General features: G+C 57.9%; 14 protein-coding genes. 8 read left to right on the plus strand and 6 right to left on the minus strand.

Annotated features, from left to right (window positions below; translation table 11 throughout):
• Positions 1-9 precede the first annotated feature (9 nt).
• From IDH45_RS04350 to IDH45_RS04370, 5 genes are all read right to left on the minus strand, one after another.
• A complete protein-coding gene (locus IDH45_RS04350; protein WP_190925040.1) occupies positions 10-441 on the minus strand; it encodes a methylglyoxal synthase in 432 nt (143 codons plus the stop codon).
• 699 nt (positions 442-1140) lie between these two features.
• Positions 1141-1899 carry an amidohydrolase family protein gene (locus IDH45_RS04355; RefSeq protein ID WP_190925042.1) on the minus strand — a complete coding sequence of 253 codons (759 nt, stop codon included), beginning with the start codon at positions 1897-1899 and terminating at the stop codon, positions 1141-1143.
• A gap of 37 nt (positions 1900-1936) precedes the next feature.
• Positions 1937-2722, minus strand: a complete 786-nt coding sequence (locus IDH45_RS04360; RefSeq protein WP_190925043.1) for an amidohydrolase family protein — start codon at positions 2720-2722, stop codon at positions 1937-1939.
• Between the two features lie 29 nt (positions 2723-2751).
• Positions 2752-3981, minus strand: a complete 1230-nt coding sequence (locus IDH45_RS04365; protein WP_190925045.1) for an aspartate aminotransferase family protein — start codon at positions 3979-3981, stop codon at positions 2752-2754.
• A gap of 236 nt (positions 3982-4217) precedes the next feature.
• The gene (locus IDH45_RS04370; RefSeq protein ID WP_190925047.1) at positions 4218-5015 is read right to left on the minus strand and encodes a carbon-nitrogen family hydrolase; all 798 of its coding nucleotides are present in this window, start codon (positions 5013-5015) and stop codon (positions 4218-4220) included.
• A gap of 170 nt (positions 5016-5185) precedes the next feature.
• On the opposite strand from IDH45_RS04370, the gene IDH45_RS04375 reads away from it, so the two are divergent.
• Positions 5186-6388: a pyridoxal phosphate-dependent aminotransferase gene (locus IDH45_RS04375; protein ID WP_190925049.1), complete on the plus strand. Its 1203-nt coding sequence runs from the start codon at positions 5186-5188 to the stop codon at positions 6386-6388.
• 93 nt (positions 6389-6481) lie between these two features.
• Here IDH45_RS04375 and IDH45_RS04380 read toward each other — a convergent pair whose 3' ends face one another.
• Positions 6482-8368: a PQQ-binding-like beta-propeller repeat protein gene (locus IDH45_RS04380; protein ID WP_190925051.1), complete on the minus strand. Its 1887-nt coding sequence runs from the start codon at positions 8366-8368 to the stop codon at positions 6482-6484.
• 574 nt (positions 8369-8942) lie between these two features.
• Between IDH45_RS04380 and proB the strand changes: the two genes are divergently transcribed.
• The 7 genes from proB to IDH45_RS04415 all read left to right on the plus strand — a co-directional run bounded on the left by proB (position 8943) and on the right by IDH45_RS04415 (position 16676).
• Positions 8943-10049, plus strand: a complete 1107-nt coding sequence (gene proB / locus IDH45_RS04385) for a glutamate 5-kinase (RefSeq protein ID WP_190925053.1) — start codon at positions 8943-8945, stop codon at positions 10047-10049.
• A gap of 8 nt (positions 10050-10057) precedes the next feature.
• Complete coding sequence (locus IDH45_RS04390; protein WP_190925054.1) at positions 10058-11791, plus strand: proline--tRNA ligase; 1734 nt, start codon at positions 10058-10060, stop codon at positions 11789-11791.
• 83 nt (positions 11792-11874) lie between these two features.
• The gene (locus tag IDH45_RS04395; protein WP_190925056.1) at positions 11875-13122 is read left to right on the plus strand and encodes a glutamate-5-semialdehyde dehydrogenase; all 1248 of its coding nucleotides are present in this window, start codon (positions 11875-11877) and stop codon (positions 13120-13122) included.
• A gap of 86 nt (positions 13123-13208) precedes the next feature.
• Entirely contained in the window at positions 13209-14081 is an 873-nt protein-coding gene (gene proC / locus IDH45_RS04400) for a pyrroline-5-carboxylate reductase (RefSeq protein ID WP_190925058.1), read from the plus strand.
• A 3-nt stretch (positions 14082-14084) separates the two neighbouring features.
• A complete protein-coding gene (locus IDH45_RS04405; RefSeq protein WP_190925059.1) occupies positions 14085-15368 on the plus strand; it encodes a 2,3-diketo-5-methylthiopentyl-1-phosphate enolase in 1284 nt (427 codons plus the stop codon).
• Positions 15365-16030, plus strand: a complete 666-nt coding sequence (locus IDH45_RS04410; protein ID WP_190925061.1) for a 2-hydroxy-3-keto-5-methylthiopentenyl-1-phosphate phosphatase — start codon at positions 15365-15367, stop codon at positions 16028-16030. Before IDH45_RS04405 ends, IDH45_RS04410 begins: the two co-directional genes overlap by 4 nt.
• 1 nt (position 16031) lies before the next feature.
• The gene (locus tag IDH45_RS04415) at positions 16032-16676 is read left to right on the plus strand and encodes a methylthioribulose 1-phosphate dehydratase (RefSeq protein ID WP_223836372.1); all 645 of its coding nucleotides are present in this window, start codon (positions 16032-16034) and stop codon (positions 16674-16676) included.
• Positions 16677-16857 lie beyond the last annotated feature (181 nt).

The raw sequence follows: 16857 nt of genomic DNA on the forward strand, positions 1-16857 counted from the left end.
CTGCCGCCGTTACCCTTCCGTTCCGCTTCTGCGTTCAAGCCGGTACCGGTGTACGATATTTCTCCAGGCCAGGTCGTGCCTCTCGAGCGATTTCACTAACAGCTCGGCGGTTGCGATATTCGTCGCCACCGGCACGCATTGAACGTCGCACAGTCGCAAGAGCGCGGTGACATCAGGCTCGTGCGCCAATGCGACAAGCGGGTCGCGAAGGAAGATGACCGCGTCGATCTCATTTTGCGCGACCAACGCTCCGATCTGCTGATCGCCGCCAAGCGGCCCCGCCTTTAATTTGTACACGTGAAGCTTGGCTTCCTCGGCAATTTTCTGCCCGGTCGAACCGGTTGCGAACAACGAGTGCTGGGAGAAAATTTTCTCATACGCTATCACCAGGTTCACCAATTCTTCCTTCTTCACATCGTGCGCGATTAAAGCGATATTCATACAACCCTCTCCTCCCGATCCCTATTTTTGTTAGTTAACATGACGCATATAGTGCTGATAGTTGAATTTTACATCAGTTTTTTTGTTAATTCAATGCTTTATGTCATATAAATTAACATTAATTTGGATTATTTTTAGTTAAAACGCTTTCATGTAATTTTAACTTACACATTGAGGGGCCGAACGTGCAAGAACGTCTGAACAATCGTTTGACGCGCAACTCTATACCTGTCACCAGAGGGAACGAACGTTAGCTATCGCTTTTCCCCTATTATCGTTCTTAGGATGAGTTTTTCCAGCGCGGGAAAGCTTCAAATCCGGTTGCCTGCTGCAGCTTTTTATGGGAACAGGCCGGGTTTGGCTGCGCTGACACCGCCATGGGCTGCTCACGAGAGCTTTCCCGACCCCGCGGCCTCCGAGCGGCGCTGTTTCGCTCCATGAAGGCTGTCGGTCGGCCATAATAAGAGTTTCTGACACCCTCTATTTTCGGCCTTTTCGAAAAGCCGGGGCGAATAAAGGCGGTTCGCACCCCTTATTTCCACCAACTGGCTGGGGCCGCACCCTTTTCGCCGATTTTAGCAGCTGCAAACCACCCTTAATCCGCTTCCGCTCCCCTACGCTGAATGTCGAACCTGCTTTCACGCAAAAAAAGAACTGCCCTAAACAGGCAGTCCCCTTTTATCGCAACAAACCTATTTCTTATTTGCCCAACGCCTTCACATTGCCTGAGAAAATCGCCCGCTTCGTTTCCTCCGGAATTTCCACCATATCAACCACGCAATGAGAGCTTTTCAAGCAGTACAGCGGATGCTGGGAGCCGTACATGATTTTCCCGGCAGGGATCACCTTCAGCAGCTCTTCGAGCACGAACACTTTATCTTTCAGCCCCGATGTGTCGACGAACAGCCTCGGCAAGTCGTTGATTTCCTGCTTCATGGTCGAAATTTCGCCGAAACGGATATTCAAAATGACAATATCCAGATCCGGCTGGCCGGATACGAACGTTTGCAGGGCGGCGACTTCAAGCGGCTTCGGCTTCAACAAATAATCCAAACGCTCGTCTTCCATCCGTTTCGTTACGAATAGCGGCAGCCGGTGTTTCTTCAGCGCCTCGCACAGCTCGGCTACGGGCGCCGTATTCAGATCGTAATCGTGATAAGTCGGATAAATGCGGACTCCTTGTATGCCGAACCTGGCGATTCCATCCTCGATGTCGCGCTGCCAGCCCGGCAAGGTCGGGTTTACAGTCAGCACATGTTTGTACTCCGTGCCGCCGATCATCTCGTGCAGCTCCTCGTCCCCTTCGAACGGATCGTTATAAAAGATGCTGTTCAAGGAAGCGACATAACCGCCCGTAATCTGATTATCCTGATGAACGTTCCTCAGATCGGCGAGCGTATTTTTGCGAATTTTACGAAACGGCCAATGGCCGAGTAATGCGTTAACGTCCGTGTTCAACCGTGTTCCCCTCCTGGCGTGTGTAACCGGTGCGGCGTTATCCGACCTTCAAGCTGCGGTCGAACAGCTCCAGCGCGTTTTTGTAGTAAATCCGGTCTTTGTCTTCCTGCGACAGATCCGCTTCTTCCACTTGGCCGTAATTCACCAGATAGGTGATCGGCATATCGGAACCGAATACGATCCGGTCCGCTCCGACCCGCTCCACTGCATAATCGACGTCGTCCCGTCGGAACGGGGTTCCCGAGAAATCGTGCCATACGTTGCGCAAGCCCCGTACCGCTCTGATCCCATGATAACAGTTGCCGCCAAAATGTGCCATAAGCAGCTTCGCTTCCGGATAACGCCGCGCCAGATTGGCCACATGAACGCCCGTCGTCTCGTAGGTCAGTTGATCGACCGCCTTGTGAAACGAATGGATCAGGATCGGGATATTAAAATCGATGCACCGCTCAACAAGCGGAAATACGCGCGGATCGTCGCAAAACGTCGCTACCCACAGCTTCATTCCGTTCATGCCGTACTGCTCGATTCCCCGGTTCAACACATCCAGCGCGTTCGCATGCGCCGGACTTACGTAACAATACCCTTCCACCATTCCGGGCTGTTCCTTCATAAATCGATATACATCCGCATTTAATTGTCCGACTTCCGCTTCATCCGGATAATGCGACTTCAGTCCGGACACGTGAATCTTCGATATTCCGAACAGATCGCACGCCCTCAGAAGCTCTCGTGTACTGTTCTCGTAGTCCCCGCCCCATATGTGCGTGTGTGCGTCTATGATCATCGGTGTCACCGCTTTCCTGTATGCAGCATGCTTCATGATTGGGATTCCACTCGGCAAGCCGTTCCTTATTCGCCTTCCAGCTCCGAGCAAGCCCGGTCCAAACGTTCCAGCGTTTCCTCGATATCGGCATCCTTGTGGCTGAAATTGACATAGGAAACGTTGTACAACGATACGCCGTTCCGGTACGCGGCGCGGAAAAAGCGCTCTTTAACCGCAGGAGCGGCGCCGCCAGTCAGCGTAAACGTCGGACAAGGCCAAAAGCCTTTCAGTTCGATCGGGATGTGACGGGAAGCGAAGATCGCGTTTAACCCGCCCCACAGCTTCTCCCCTTGCTTCCACAGATGACCGACGACGTCCTGCTCCTTGTATACGCCGATCGTCGCTTTCGAAGCGGCCAGCGACAACGTTTCTCCGCCGAACGTGCTGGAGATGACCGTGCCTCCCCGGTCGCATGCCGACATCACTTCTTTGGAGCCGACGTAAGCGGAAAGCGGCATGCCGTTCGCCATTCCTTTGCTGAATACCGCCAGATCCGGCTTCACGCCGAAATATTGCTGAACGCCGCCGATCGCGATCCGGAAGCCGGTAACGATCTCGTCATAGATCAGCAGCGCGCCGTGTTTGCTTGTCAGCTCGCGAACCGCCTTGTAATACGATTCGCCCTTCTCCATCTCCGCATAATCCGCGGCAATGATGACGGCCGCAATATCGCTGCCGATATGGTCGAACCATTGTTCCAAGGCGGCGATATCGTTCCAGCCGGCCGCATGGTGAAGCGCGCCGAGCGCTGCCGGTACGCCCGGGATGCCGCGTCCCGACGACGGCTGCCCAGGCAGCGCCTGCCCTCCGCCGGCGAGCGCATTCAGCCAGCCGTTATAGCCGACCTGCACAATATGCTCGCGCCCCGTATAAGCACGCGCAATCCGGCTGGCCGCGGCAAGCGCTTCTCCGCCCGTCTTCAGAAACCTAGCCTGCTCCGCGCAAGGAATTACTTCACGTAAAAGCTCGGCAACCTCCGCTTCCAGAGGATGCGGGTGACCGAAAATAATCCCGCTCTCCAACTGACGGCGGATCGCCTCGTCCACGTCCGGATGCTGATAACCGAGCGTAATCGGGCCGAGGCCGTTGCGATAATCGATAAATTCCTTCCCGTCCGCATCCCATACGCGGCAGCCTTTGCCCTTCACTATAACGGCAGGCTCTTCCGGAAGCATGGAGGGCGCCTTCGAGCACGTACTCGAGCCCCAAGGGATCGACTGGCCCAGCCGTTCGTGCCACTGCATCGAAGTATTCATCGTTTTTCTCTCCCCGTGGTCATAATTCATCTTCACGATACATCGGAATGAAATGTCCAATTATACCTGTTTCCAACCTGTATACTATTGAAACACATTCAGGGGCGGCTGACAACTGTCGTATCCTTCCTTAATCGGCTTTCGTTCCGCACCAAGCCACTTCAAGCGCAGTGATAGCATCGTTTTCACACAACAGGAGGGCATCCGACGCTTTTCTCGGATACCCTCCATCTGTGTTAGTACAATTCGGGACGGCGGTCCGCAAACACCGGAATCGTCGCCCTCACTTTATCCACAACGGTCAGGTCGAGCTCAGCGGTCAAAATCTGTTCCGACTCGTCCCCTTCCGTCAAAATTTCCCCCCAAGGATCGATCACCATCGAATGCCCGAAAAACGAAGTCGTCCCGCTCGTTCCGACCCGGTTGCACGCAACGACGTACATCTGGTTCTCGATCGCCCTCGCGGTCAGCAGCGTCCGCCAATGATGAAGTCTCGGATGCGGCCACTCCGCCGGCACGAACAGCACCTTCACCCCGTCCAGCGCGAGGCGTCTGCTCAGCTCCGGGAACCGGATATCGTAGCAGATCATCATCCCCGCGGGCACGCCGTCCAGCTCCAGCTTGCCGAGCGTATCGCCGGCGGTCAAATATTTCTCCTCGTCCATCAGACGGAACAGATGGATTTTCGAATATTCCCCCGCCTCCCGGCCTTCCCGGTCGAAGGCGTATATGGTGTTGCGCACTTGATCGCCGTCCAGCTCGGCCACCGAACCCGCTACGATATTCACGCCGTGCTTCCGGCAGAAGGCGGAAATGAACGCTTTCGTCCGGTCGCCGTCCCGATCGCCGATCTCGCTTATCCGATCCAGCGCGTAGCCGGTGTTCCACATCTCCGGAAATACGATCACATCCGGCTTGCTCTCCGCTTGTACGCACGATTCCAGCAGCTCGGACAGCTTGGCGAAATTGGTTTCGGGCTCCCCGATGGCGATATCCATTTGCAAAATAGCGACTTTTAATTGTTGTTCCGACATGTTGGACTTCCCTCCGTTTCCATATAAGCTCTATCATAGTCGATCCGGCAGGCGGGGAGCAACGCCCTTCGGGATGACCCGCGCGAAATACCGGTTGGAAAAAATGTTCGGTCCGGGTATAATCAAACATATCGCCTTATTAAAAAGTCTACAATCCGGAGTGAAATACAATGAATTTACCCGTCCATTCGCCGGCCGCCTTCCCGATTCGGGCCGCAGATCGGCTAAACCGGCTCCCTACGCAATTTTTCGCTTCCCTCGTCAGCAAAGTGAACCGGCAAATATCGCTTGGCCATGACGTCATTAATCTGGGACAGGGCAACCCCGACCAGCCGACCCCCGGTCATATCGTAACCGCCCTTCAGGAAGCGGCTCCCGATCCGCTGTACCATAAATATCCGCCGTTCAGCGGCTTTTCGTTTCTGAAGGAAGCGATAGCGAAACGGTATTTGGAAGATTACGGCGTCCGGCTCGATCCCGAGACCGAGGTCGCCATCCTGTTCGGCGGCAAGACGGGACTTGTCGAGATCAGCCAGTGTCTGCTGAACCCGGGCGATGTGTGCCTTGTGCCTGATCCCGGCTATCCGGACTATTGGTCCGGCGTAGAACTGTCCGGCGCCCGGATGGCGTTTATGCCCTTGCTGGAGAGCAACAGCTTCCTGCCCGACTACTCGGCCTTGTCGCCAAACGACGTGAAGCTCGCCAAGCTGATGTTTATCAACTACCCGAACAATCCGACGGCGGCGGTCGCGTCCGCCGGGTTTTATGACGATACGATCCGTTTCGCGGCAGAGAACGGAATCGTCGTCGCCAGCGACTTCGCATACGGTGCGATCGGTTTCGACGGCCAGCGTCCGATCAGCTTCCTGGAACGTCCGGGGGCGAAGGAAGTCGGAGTGGAATTTTACACGTTGTCCAAAACGTACAATATGGCCGGATGGCGCGTAGGCTTCGCGCTCGGCAACGCGGAAGTCGTCCGGTTGATCAATCTGATCCAGGACCACTATTATGTCAGCTTGTTTGGAGGCATTCAGGCCGCTGCGGCCGCCGCGCTAACCGCGCCGCAAGATTGCGTCGCCGCCTTGAACGCTACCTACGAGAGCCGCCGCAACGCCTTGTTCGGCGCTTTGTCGCGCATCGGCTGGGAGGCGACGCCGTCGGCCGGATCGTTTTTTGCCTGGCTGCCCGTTCCGAAACCGTACACCTCCGCAGAATTCGCCGATCTGCTGCTGAACGAAGCCCATGTGATGGTCGCTCCAGGAATCGGGTTCGGCACACACGGCGAAGGGTATGTGCGCGTAGGTCTGCTTTCGTCCGAGGCACGGCTGGAGGAAGCGGTAAGCCGTATCGGGAAATTGAATTTGTTCCGTTAGGATAAGAAGTAGCTTTTTAGAATTAATGATGGTGTAAAGAAAAGGCGCCGAGCCTAGAGCTTGGCGCCTTTCGTATGTACGGACTTCCCCGGCTCAATTATCCATCCGATACTCGTAAAGCTCGGTCCCGCGCGTAAAATAAATCGTCCCTTCGGCATTTTGGGCGAAATAGGCGGCTTTGTCGGCAAGAATCTCGAAGGAACGTTCACCGGGTTTGTAGCGGAACAATTGGCCAAGCGCCGTCCCGTACAAACAGCCGTCCTCGTGAAAGCGGATCGTGCCGCCGATCCAGCCGCTTTCGGGAAAGTCCGGGTTAAAGCCTTCGAGCGGGACGATCTCAACCGTCTTGGACTGCATCGGATCGAACCGGAATAAGGCGCGATACGTCAGCCCCCACAACATCCCGTCCTCCGCTAACGCAATCGAATAGATAACCTTGGCTTCCGGTACCGGAACGCAGGTCCATTCCTTTTCGCGCTTATCCGCGTCGAATCGAAACAGGCTGGCCGCCGTTGTCTCCGGCTCCGTACCGAGACCGCCGTGTATAGACGTGCCGCCGTATATAATACCGTCCCGGTAGGCCAGGCAAACGACGCTTTGATTTCCGGCGATATGACGGTACACATCGATTTTGCCCGTATCCGGATCGTACAAGGTCAGTGCGCCGCCATGCTGGCCGTAATAAGGAACGGTACCGATGGCAAGCGCGTCTCCCGCGGCAACCATCGCAAACGGCCGGTCCTGATACCGGTCATTCAGAGCGAACAGCTTGATCGGATTTACGTCTGTACGGTATTCCGCCTTCGGGTCGTACCGGTAGATGCGCGCTCCCGGATAAACGCCCGCGTAGATGCTCCCCTTAAACTCCACCATGCCTTCCTGCTGGCCGAAGGTTCGGTATTCGGTCAACTGCCCGGATACCGAATCGTATTTGGCGAATCCGCCGCTGAAGAAACCTCCGACCCATAACGTGCCGTCCGATGACAACGTCAGCGTTTGCGCTTTGTTCGGCTGGCCGGGTACGTTCACTTCGACGTGTCTGCAATGGCCGGATTGCGGATTGTACACCCAGAAGTCCCCGTTCGTCTTAGCACTGACGAGACTCCAGCCGGGATAATCGCCTTCTTCGAGCCGGACCCAGCCGAAGTCTTTGGCCCCTTGCACGGAAATATCGGTTGCGGCCAGCTCCTTCGTCCCCGGATCGTAACTGTGAAGCATATTGCCGCGCACCAGATACAGCTTGCCGCTGTCCGGAGACGGGCGGGATACATCGAGACCGGATGCGTCCGATATGGCGTCGGTCCACCTCTTCGCCTGCAAATCGTACACATGCAAAGTGTTGGACGGCACCGTTCTCGCAAATAACCGCTCGCCGACTTTCGTTACGTCGTACACAGTCTGATCCTGTTCATACCCTTCGGGGAACGGTATTTCCCGCTTGATCCCGGATTCTGCGTCTACTTCATACAGCCGGGCCCGCTGCGTGCCCACTCCGACGTAGATGAAGCCGCCGCCTGCGGCGATGCTTCGCGCATACTTCTCGTTGTCGCTCATCCGGCCGTAGTCGCGGAAGCTTCCCTCAGCCGGATCGTACCGGAACACTTTACCTCCGTCGTAAGTCCCGCCGTATATGCGGCCCTGCTCGTCGCAAGCCAGCCTCCAGACGAAGCTTTCTCCCGGTATCGGCCTGCCGAGGTTTTCGGCCTTGTCCGCACCCGGCCGCCAGCGGTGCAAATACCCTTGGGAGCTGCTCATATAGACGGCTCCGTCTGGAGCGACCGCTACTCCCCACGTATGGGTCGTTCCTTCCAGTTCCGCGCTTTGCAGAATACGTCCCGTTTGGACGTCGATCACATACAGGGTCGCGGTTTTGCCGCTCGACACCGCGTACACTTTCGGTCGCTCGGCTCCTTCCTGATCGTAGCCCGCAGCTGCGACCGCCACCGTATGGACCGGTGTTCCGAGATGCTTTTCAGCCATCGGCCTCGCCTTCTTTCCCCTCATCAGTCGGATGCCGTCCAGAAGTTATTCCGCAGTTTCCCGATAGCACGGCTAACATCCGATCAGGAGTTCTTTTTCCGCCGGTTCCCCGGGCGATCTTTTACCTATACTTGTCAATTACTTGTATAACCTCTATTATATTGCCTGCTCCCGGTTCGGTTTGTCAATACCGGAAAGGGCGCGGATTCACGGCTCATTTGCCTTTACAAACCGGACTCTCCGTGTTATTCTATGTAGTAACCATTTCGATATGTTAGATAACGTGATGACGGGACCAGTAGGATAGAACCGACGCGCCCAGAGAGTAAATTCCGCCGGCTGAGAGAATTTACCGCGAACGTCTTGCCGAACCCACCCCCGAACGGTCAGCGACGAGCTGAACAGCCCCTGCTGTTATCAGGGATCTAGAGGGATGACGGCCGCAGTCTGTCATCCGAATTAAGGTGGTACCGCGGAAGCCGGACTTTCGTCCTTACATGGACGAGAGTCTTTTTGTTTTTTCCGGAACATGCGGCCACCCGCCATTACACCATAGCAAGGATGGGATTTTCTCATGCAACAACGAATCGTGGTCAAAATCGGAAGCAGCTCGCTGACGTCGGACGAAGGCGGGCTGAACCGCGACAAAATCGAATATTTCGCAGCAGAGCTGTCCCTCCTGCACAATGAAGGATACGAAGTCGTGCTCGTCACGTCGGGAGCGGTAGCGGCCGGGTTCCGCCAAATCGGATACGCCAGGCGGCCGAAGGCGCTGCATGAGAAACAGGCTTCCGCAGCCGTCGGCCAAGCGCTGCTCATGCAAAGCTACAATGAAGCGTTCGCCGCTCACGGGTTATCCGTCGCGCAAATTTTGCTCACCCGCTCCGACTTTTCCAACCGGAAACGAATCCATAACGCGCTTATGACGATGCAGGAGCTGATCGCCCACCGGGTCATCCCGATCATCAACGAAAACGACACCGTCTCCGTCGATGAACTGAAGTTCGGCGACAACGACTCGCTTTCCGCGCTGGTCGCCAATCTGCTGAAAGCGCAACGGCTGGTCATCATCACCGACACGGACGGCCTGTACACCGAAGATCCCCGCAAAAACAGCAATGCACAGCGGATCGACCGCGTCGTCGAAATCAGCGAGGACATCTTCCGCATCGCCGGCGGCTCCGGATCTTCCGTCGGTACGGGCGGCATGCGCTCCAAAATCGAGGCGGCCCGGATCGCCACAAGCGGCGGCGTCCCCGTCTTCATCGGCCGGGCGGTCGAGCCCCGGGACTTGCTGGACGCGGTCGGCGACTGCGGCAGAGGCACTTATTTCGATACGAGCTCCCATACGCTCTCCACGAAGAAACAGTGGATCGGCTTCCATTCGAACCCGCAGGGCAAAGTCCAGATCGACGCCGGAGCGGAACGCGCCCTGATCGACGGAGGAAGAAGCTTGCTCCCGGCCGGCGTAACCGAGATTACGGGGGAATTCCACCCGGGAGACGTCGTCGAGGTGACCGATATGCAAGGCCGGACACTGGGCCGGGGAGTCGTCAATTACGCTTCCTGGCAGCTCAAGGCGGTAGCCGGTCTGTCCACCGAGGAAGTACGCAAGCGGGTTGAAGTCAGCCGGATTGAAGTCGTTCATCGCGACGAATGGATCGAAATTGCCGGGAGGTGAATCTTGCCATGAGACAAACACATCTGCTTATACCGACGCTTCGCGACGATCCGTCCGACGCGGAAACGAACAGCCACCGCTTTATGGTAAGGGCCGGGCTGATCCGTCAGATGGCCGCGGGTGTATACTCGTACCTCCCTCTCGGCTACCGCGTCCTTCGCAACGTGGAGCGGATCATCCGCGAGGAGATGGATGCGGCCGGGGCTACCGAGCTGCTGCTTCCCGCCCTTCATCCGTCTGAGCTGTGGAAGGAAAGCGGCAGATGGGACCAGTACGGTGACGAGCTGATGCGGCTTAGCGACAGGCAAGGCCGGGCATTCGCACTTGGAGCGACGCACGAGGAAGCGATCACCTCGCTTGTGCGCGACGAAGTGAAATCGTACAAAAAGCTGCCGATGACGCTGTACCAGCTGCAGACAAAATTCCGCGATGAACGGCGTCCCCGTTACGGGCTGCTGCGCGGACGGGAATTCCTGATGAAGGACGCCTACTCGTTCGACGCAACCGACGAAGGGCTGGACCGAAGCTACCGGAGCATGTACGACGCTTACTCCGCCATTTTCAACCGCTGCGGTATTCGCTACTTGGCAGTAGAGGCCGATTCCGGTTCGATCGGGGGGACCGACACTCACGAATTTGTCGCCCTCTCCGGCATCGGAGAAGATACGATCGCCCATTGCGGCGAATGCGGCTATGCGGCCAATGTCGAGCTGGCCCAGTCGGTCCCTCCCGATGCGGAGCGGACAACGGCGGCCCGCGCCGATTCGGGACAGCCGGAAAATCCGGCTGCAGGACCGCAACTGACCGATACGCCAGACGTCCGTACGATTGCCCAATTGACCGCCTATCTCTCGATCCGGCCCGCCCAGATAATCAAATCGGTAGCGCTGCTGGTCGACGGCAAGCCGGTCGTAGCGCTTGTCCGGGGAGACCGCGAACTGAACGAGACGAAAGTAAAGCGGCTGCTCGAAGCTTCAAGCGTTACGATGATGAGCGAAGCGGACATCGCTGCCAAGCTTGGCTCGCACCCCGGTTATATCGGTCCGGTCGGACTGGGGCCGGACGTCACGATCGCGGCGGACGAACAGATCCTCAGCATGACGGCTGCCGTCGTCGGAGCGAACGAGCCGGATCGTCATCTGACGGGAGTGGCGCCGGGACGCGATTTCCGGATCGATGCGTCCGGAGATCTGTGCACCGCCGTACCGGGCGACTTATGCCCGAACTGCCGCAAGCCGCTGCTGCTGGACAAAGGAATCGAGGTCGGCCACGTGTTCAAGCTCGGCACCAAGTACAGCGAGCCGATGCGCGCCACCTTCCTGGATGATACGGGCAAACCCCGGCCGTTCCAGATGGGCTGCTACGGCATCGGCGTCTCCCGGTTGCTTGCGGCGATTGCCGAGCAGCATCACGACGAAGCGGGTATCGTATGGCCGTCCTCTGTCGCCCCTTTCCACGTTCACCTGATCGTGGCCAGCTCCCGCGACGACACCCAGACCGCCTTGGCCGAGAAGCTGTATGACGAGCTGCGGCGGGCCGGTATCGACGTTCTACTGGACGACCGGGACGAACGCGCCGGAGTCAAATTCGCCGACAGCGATCTGCTGGGCATCCCGATTCGGGTGACGGTCGGCAAGCGGGCGGCCGAAGGGGTAGTCGAATGCAAGCGGAGACGGGATTCCGAAGCCGTCCAGGTGGAGACCGGCAATTTGACGGCGTATATTCGGTCATTGGACGTATAGCTTTTGTTTCACTAACGAATTGACACATACTTGGTAACGGGATTCGTACACGAATTGCGTTCATTACGGGGAGGAACCGACTGATGAGTGAAGTACGCGAAAAAGCGGCGCTGGCCAAAAAAGCGGCGCAAGCGATGAATCGAATGACGACAGAGCAGAAAAACGAAGCGCTGCTGCTGATGGCGGACGCGCTTGTAACCAATAGCGCCTCGATTATCGAGGCGAACGCGCGGGATCTGGAGCGCGGCCGGGCGGGCGGAACTCCCGCTTCGATGCTGGACCGCCTTGCGCTGAACGATCAGCGGATCGAAGCGATCGCCCAAGGGCTGCGCGAGATCGTGGAACTGCCGGACCCTACGGGCCGGATTATCGAGGAAGCGACGCGGCCGAACGGTATCGTCATCCGCAAGCTTAGCGTTCCGATCGGCGTCATCGGCATCGTGTACGAGGCTCGCCCGAACGTCACTGTCGATGCGGCCGGATTATGCCTGAAGACGGGCAACTCGGTTGTCCTGCGCGGAGGTTCCGCGGCGCTTGAATCGAACCGCCGGATTATCGAGGTCATGCATGAGGCGCTCTCCCGCTCCGCCTTGCCTCCCGAAGCGCTGCAGCTGATTGAGAGCTCGGACCGTTCCTCCGTCGATGAGATGCTGAAGCTGAACGGTTTGCTGGACGTCATCATTCCGCGGGGCGGACGCTCGCTTATCCAGAATGTGGTCCAAAACGCCACGGTTCCGGTTATCGAAACCGGTGAAGGCGTCTGCCACACGTATGTTGACGACGAGGCCGATCCCGCAATGGCCGAAGCGATCGCGATCAATGCGAAAGTGCAGCGCCCTTCCGTCTGCAACTCGATGGAGACGCTGCTCGTCCACGAACGGTTCGCAGGCGCCCATCTGGCTGCTCTGGCCGCCAGGCTGCAGGAGCTCGGCGTCGAACTGCGGGGCTGCGCCAAGAGCCGGACGCTGGTGCCGGGCATGGGCGAAGCGGCAGAGACCGACTGGGGCACCGAGTACAACGACCTGATCTTGTCGGTGAAAGTCGTAAGCGGCCTGGACGAAGCGCTGGACCATATCCGGCTGTACGGCACCTCCCATTCGGAGTGTATCGTAACCGGGAATACGGAGCGCGCGGAGCGATTCCTCGCGGAGATCGACGCCGCCGCCGTCTATCATAACGCTTCGACCCGTTTTACCGACGGTTTCGAGTTCGGATACGGCGCGGAGATCGGCATCAGCACGCAGAAGCTGCATGCCCGGGGACCGATGGGGCTGCCTGCCCTGACTTCGACCAAGTTTATCATACACGGAAACGGACAAATCCGCGGGTAATTCCAGCGGCCGTTTGCAAAACGGCCTTCGTTCAGTCATCATAAAAAGCGGACAGAACTAAAACCGCTGCGGAGGGAATTACGGATATGAGCCATACGCCTTTACAAGTAAACATCGGCTTTATCGGCGCGGGGTCGATGGCCGAAGCGATATTGCGCGGCCTGATCGCTCCCGGCATCGCCGATCCGGACCGGGTATTCGCCTTGAACCGTCAAAACGACGAGCGGCTGGCCGAGCTCCGGAACAAATACGGCATCCGGACGACCCGGATGCCGGAGGAACGCGACCGGCTGATCTCCGAGGCGGACATTCTCGTGCTTGGCATGAAGCCCAAGGACGCCGCTGCGGGAATCGCCGACATCCGGCACCTGCTTCACCCCGGTCAGTTGATCGTTTCGCTCGTTGCCGGCTTTTCGATCGGCGCTATGGAACGCATCGTCGGCGGCGCTCAGCCGATCGTCCGCACGATGCCGAATACGTCGAGCACGATCGGACTCGGCGCGACCGGAATCAGCTTCTCCAGCGCCGTTACGGCCGAGCAGAAAGAGACATGTCTCACCTTGTTCCGGGCAATCGGCGAAGTGACCGTCATCGGGGAAGAAAGCTTCGATATTTTGACCGGCGTATCGGGGAGCGGGCCTGCTTACCTGTACTATGTGATGGAAGCGATGATCAACGCCGGCGTGGAAGGCGGCTTAAGCGAGGAAGCAGCCCGTCTGCTGACGGCGCAAACCGTCCTGGGTGCCGCCCAAATGGTGAAAACGACAAACGAATGGCCTGGCGAGCTGCGCCGCAAAGTAACGTCTCCGAACGGAACGACCCAAGCCGCGATCGAAGTGCTCGAGTCGGGCCAGGTGGGCGATACCGTTGCCCGGGCTGTCAAACGGGCGGCCGAACGGTCGCGGGAGATTAGCGATTCGCTCGCCGAACAGGCCGAGCAGTATGGAAAGCAGGTGTAACGATTGAACTCGTATTGTGTCGCGACTTACCGCTGTTACGACGCTCAAGCGGATTTTCATAAAAAAGCCCAGTCGATCGCCGTCGGCCTCACCGTAGGAAGCTGGACGGAGCTCCCTGCAGCCAAGCAAAAAGAGATGGAACAACATCTCGGTCTGGTGTTATCCGTCGATGTGTACGAGCCGGGAGCGGCCGGCGAACAAGCTGACGAGGGGCGGTACGCCGATATACGCATCGCTTATCCGGACATCAACTTCAGCGCCGATATCCCGGCTCTGCTCGTGACGGTGTTCGGCAAGCTGTCGATGGACGGCAAAATCAAATTGACCGACCTGCACTTCTCCCCTTCGTTCCTCAGCCGGTTCTCCGGTCCGAAGTTCGGCATCTCCGGCGTCCGCGACTTGCTGGGCGTTCACGACCGGCCGCTGCTGATGAGCATCTTCAAGTCGGTCATTGGCCATGACCTGGCCGAGCTCGGGGAGCAGTTTTACGGCCAGGCCGCGGGTGGTGTCGATCTGATCAAGGACGACGAGATTTTGTTCGAAAACCCGCTGACCCCGATCGAGAAACGGGTTCAAGTGTGCATGGAAGCCGCCCGCAAGGCGCAGGAGACGACCGGACAAAAGCTGCTGTACGCCGTCAACATCACCGGTCCGGCATCCAGGCTGGCCGATCAGGCCAAAAAAGCGATCGACGCCGGCGCCAACGCGCTGCTGTTCAACGTACTCGCCTACGGCTTCGATACGCTGCGCGAGCTTAGCGCCGACCCGGACATCAACGTCCCGATCGCCGCACATCCGGCGCTGGCAGGCGCTCTGTATCCGTCGCCGCATTACGGCATCTCAGCGTCGGTGCTGCTCGGCAAGCTGATGAGGCTGGCCGGAGCCGATCTCGTCCTGTTCCCGTCGCCTTACGGTTCCGTCGTTATGCCGAAGGAAGAGAATTTGGCGATTCAGCATGCGCTCGCGACCGAACGTCTCGCCGAAGACTACTTATACGTTCCGTCAGGCGGTTCGGACGGACCGTCCGTTTCCTTGCGCACCAGCTTCCCTGTCCCGTCGGCTGGCATTCATCCCGGGCTCGTTCCATGGATTATCCGCGACTTCGGCTCCGAGGTCGTCGTCAACGCCGGGGGCGGCATTCACGGGCACCCGATGGGAACCGCCGCGGGCGGACAAGCGTTCCGCCAGGCGATCGACGCAGTGAGACAAGGCGTCCCGCTGGCCGACTATGCAGGCAGCCATCCGGAGCTGAAAGCGGCCATCGACCGCTGGGGTGTGAAGGAATGAAAAAAACGATCATCTTTTGCGACTTCGACGGAACGATCACCGAGAGCGACAATATCGTAGCCATCATGAAGCATTTTAATCCGCCGGGGTGGGAGCCGCTCGTCGAGCAGGTCGTGAACCGGACGATGAGCATCCGGGAAGGGGTCGGGCGGATGTTCGACCTGCTCCCTTCCTCCGCGAAAGCCGAAGTGGCCCAGTACGTCTTCGATACCGCCAAAATTCGCGCCGGATTCCCGGATCTGCTCGACTACTGCGATCGTGCGGACATCGAGTTTCTCGTCACCAGCGGGGGGATCGATTTCTTCCTGCTGCCACTGCTGGAGCCGTTCCCGATCGAGGAGGACCGCATTTATTGCAACGCCAGCGATTTTACGGGCGAACGGATTCGCATCGTATGGCCGCATCCGTGCGACGACGAATGTCACACCGACTGCGGCATGTGCAAAACGACCGTCATCCGCCGTTATCCGAAGGAAAACTACTTCCGGATTCTGATCGGAGACAGCGTCACCGATTTTGAAGGGGCCAAGCTGGCCGATCTCGTCTTCGCCCGCTCGCACCTGATTACGAAAAGCGAGGAGCTCGGCTTGCCGTACGTTCCTTTCGAGACATTCCATGACGTCGTCCGTCATCTCAATACGATTCAACAAGGAGAAGGTTAGATTGAACGAGCCTCTGTATACGCTGGAGCAGCGCCAGCAAGCGTTCACGAAGCTGCGGGAAGTCAAGACGGAATTCGCCTCGCGCGGCTGGTTCCCCGCCACAAGCGGCAACTTGTCGGTCCGCGTCGGGGAGTATTCCCCCGAACAATTTACATTCGCCATCACGGCCAGCGGGAAGGACAAGTCCCAGCATACGCCGGAAGATTTCCTGTTGGTCGATCATCGCGGACAGCCGATCGAGCCTACGCGGCTGAAGCCTTCGGCCGAAACGTTAATCCACTGCGAGATTTACCGGTTGACGGGCTGCGGCGCCGTATTCCACGTGCATACGGTATTCAATAACATCGTCTCCGAGCTGTACGCGGAACGGGGCAGTGTCCCGATCGAGCGGGTGGAGCTGATCAAAGCATTTAACATCTGGCAGGAGGATGCGCAGATCGAAGTTCCCGTCCTCCCCAACTACGCGGATATTCCGAAAATCGCCGAGCTGGTGGAAGGCCGGATCGACCGCGCCATCCCGGGGATCATCCTGAGAAATCACGGGATCTACGCATGGGGCGCGAACGTATTCGAGGCGAAGCGTCATCTGGAGGCGTTCGAGTTTCTGTTCGAATATGTGTACCGCTGGAAAGCGTTACACTTGTAGGTTCTCGTTTAAAAAAACCGTCCGGCTATAGAGGTCCGGACGGTTTTTTGACGTGCCGACCCGCACGTGTGCGCGTGGAAAGGAAGGGTCGGAAAGGAAAGAGTCCGAAGGGAACGGGTTACCTTCGCTCCAGCCGCTTGTACTGAAATGCGTAAATCATTGAACAGTTAGCGTTGCAAAA

It is taken from the genome of Paenibacillus oceani (genome assembly GCF_014705615.1).
GTDB lineage: Bacteria > Bacillota > Bacilli > Paenibacillales > NBRC-103111 > Paenibacillus_AB > Paenibacillus_AB oceani.

Excerpts from the sequence above, each read along its gene's own strand:
- IDH45_RS04350 (WP_190925040.1), bottom strand. The coding sequence starts at position 441 with ATGAATATCGCTTTAATCGCGCACGATGTGAAGAAGGAAGAATTGGTG.
- IDH45_RS04360 (WP_190925043.1), bottom strand. The coding sequence starts at position 2,722 with ATGAAGCATGCTGCATACAGGAAAGCGGTGACACCGATGATCATAGAC.
- IDH45_RS04365 (WP_190925045.1), bottom strand. The coding sequence starts at position 3,981 with ATGAATACTTCGATGCAGTGGCACGAACGGCTGGGCCAGTCGATCCCT.
- IDH45_RS04370 (WP_190925047.1), bottom strand. The coding sequence starts at position 5,015 with ATGTCGGAACAACAATTAAAAGTCGCTATTTTGCAAATGGATATCGCC.
- IDH45_RS04375 (WP_190925049.1), top strand. The coding sequence starts at position 5,186 with ATGAATTTACCCGTCCATTCGCCGGCCGCCTTCCCGATTCGGGCCGCA.
- IDH45_RS04380 (WP_190925051.1), bottom strand. The coding sequence starts at position 8,368 with ATGGCTGAAAAGCATCTCGGAACACCGGTCCATACGGTGGCGGTCGCA.
- proB (WP_190925053.1), top strand. The coding sequence starts at position 8,943 with ATGCAACAACGAATCGTGGTCAAAATCGGAAGCAGCTCGCTGACGTCG.
- IDH45_RS04390 (WP_190925054.1), top strand. The coding sequence starts at position 10,058 with ATGAGACAAACACATCTGCTTATACCGACGCTTCGCGACGATCCGTCC.
- IDH45_RS04395 (WP_190925056.1), top strand. The coding sequence starts at position 11,875 with ATGAGTGAAGTACGCGAAAAAGCGGCGCTGGCCAAAAAAGCGGCGCAA.
- proC (WP_190925058.1), top strand. The coding sequence starts at position 13,209 with ATGAGCCATACGCCTTTACAAGTAAACATCGGCTTTATCGGCGCGGGG.
- IDH45_RS04410 (WP_190925061.1), top strand. The coding sequence starts at position 15,365 with ATGAAAAAAACGATCATCTTTTGCGACTTCGACGGAACGATCACCGAG.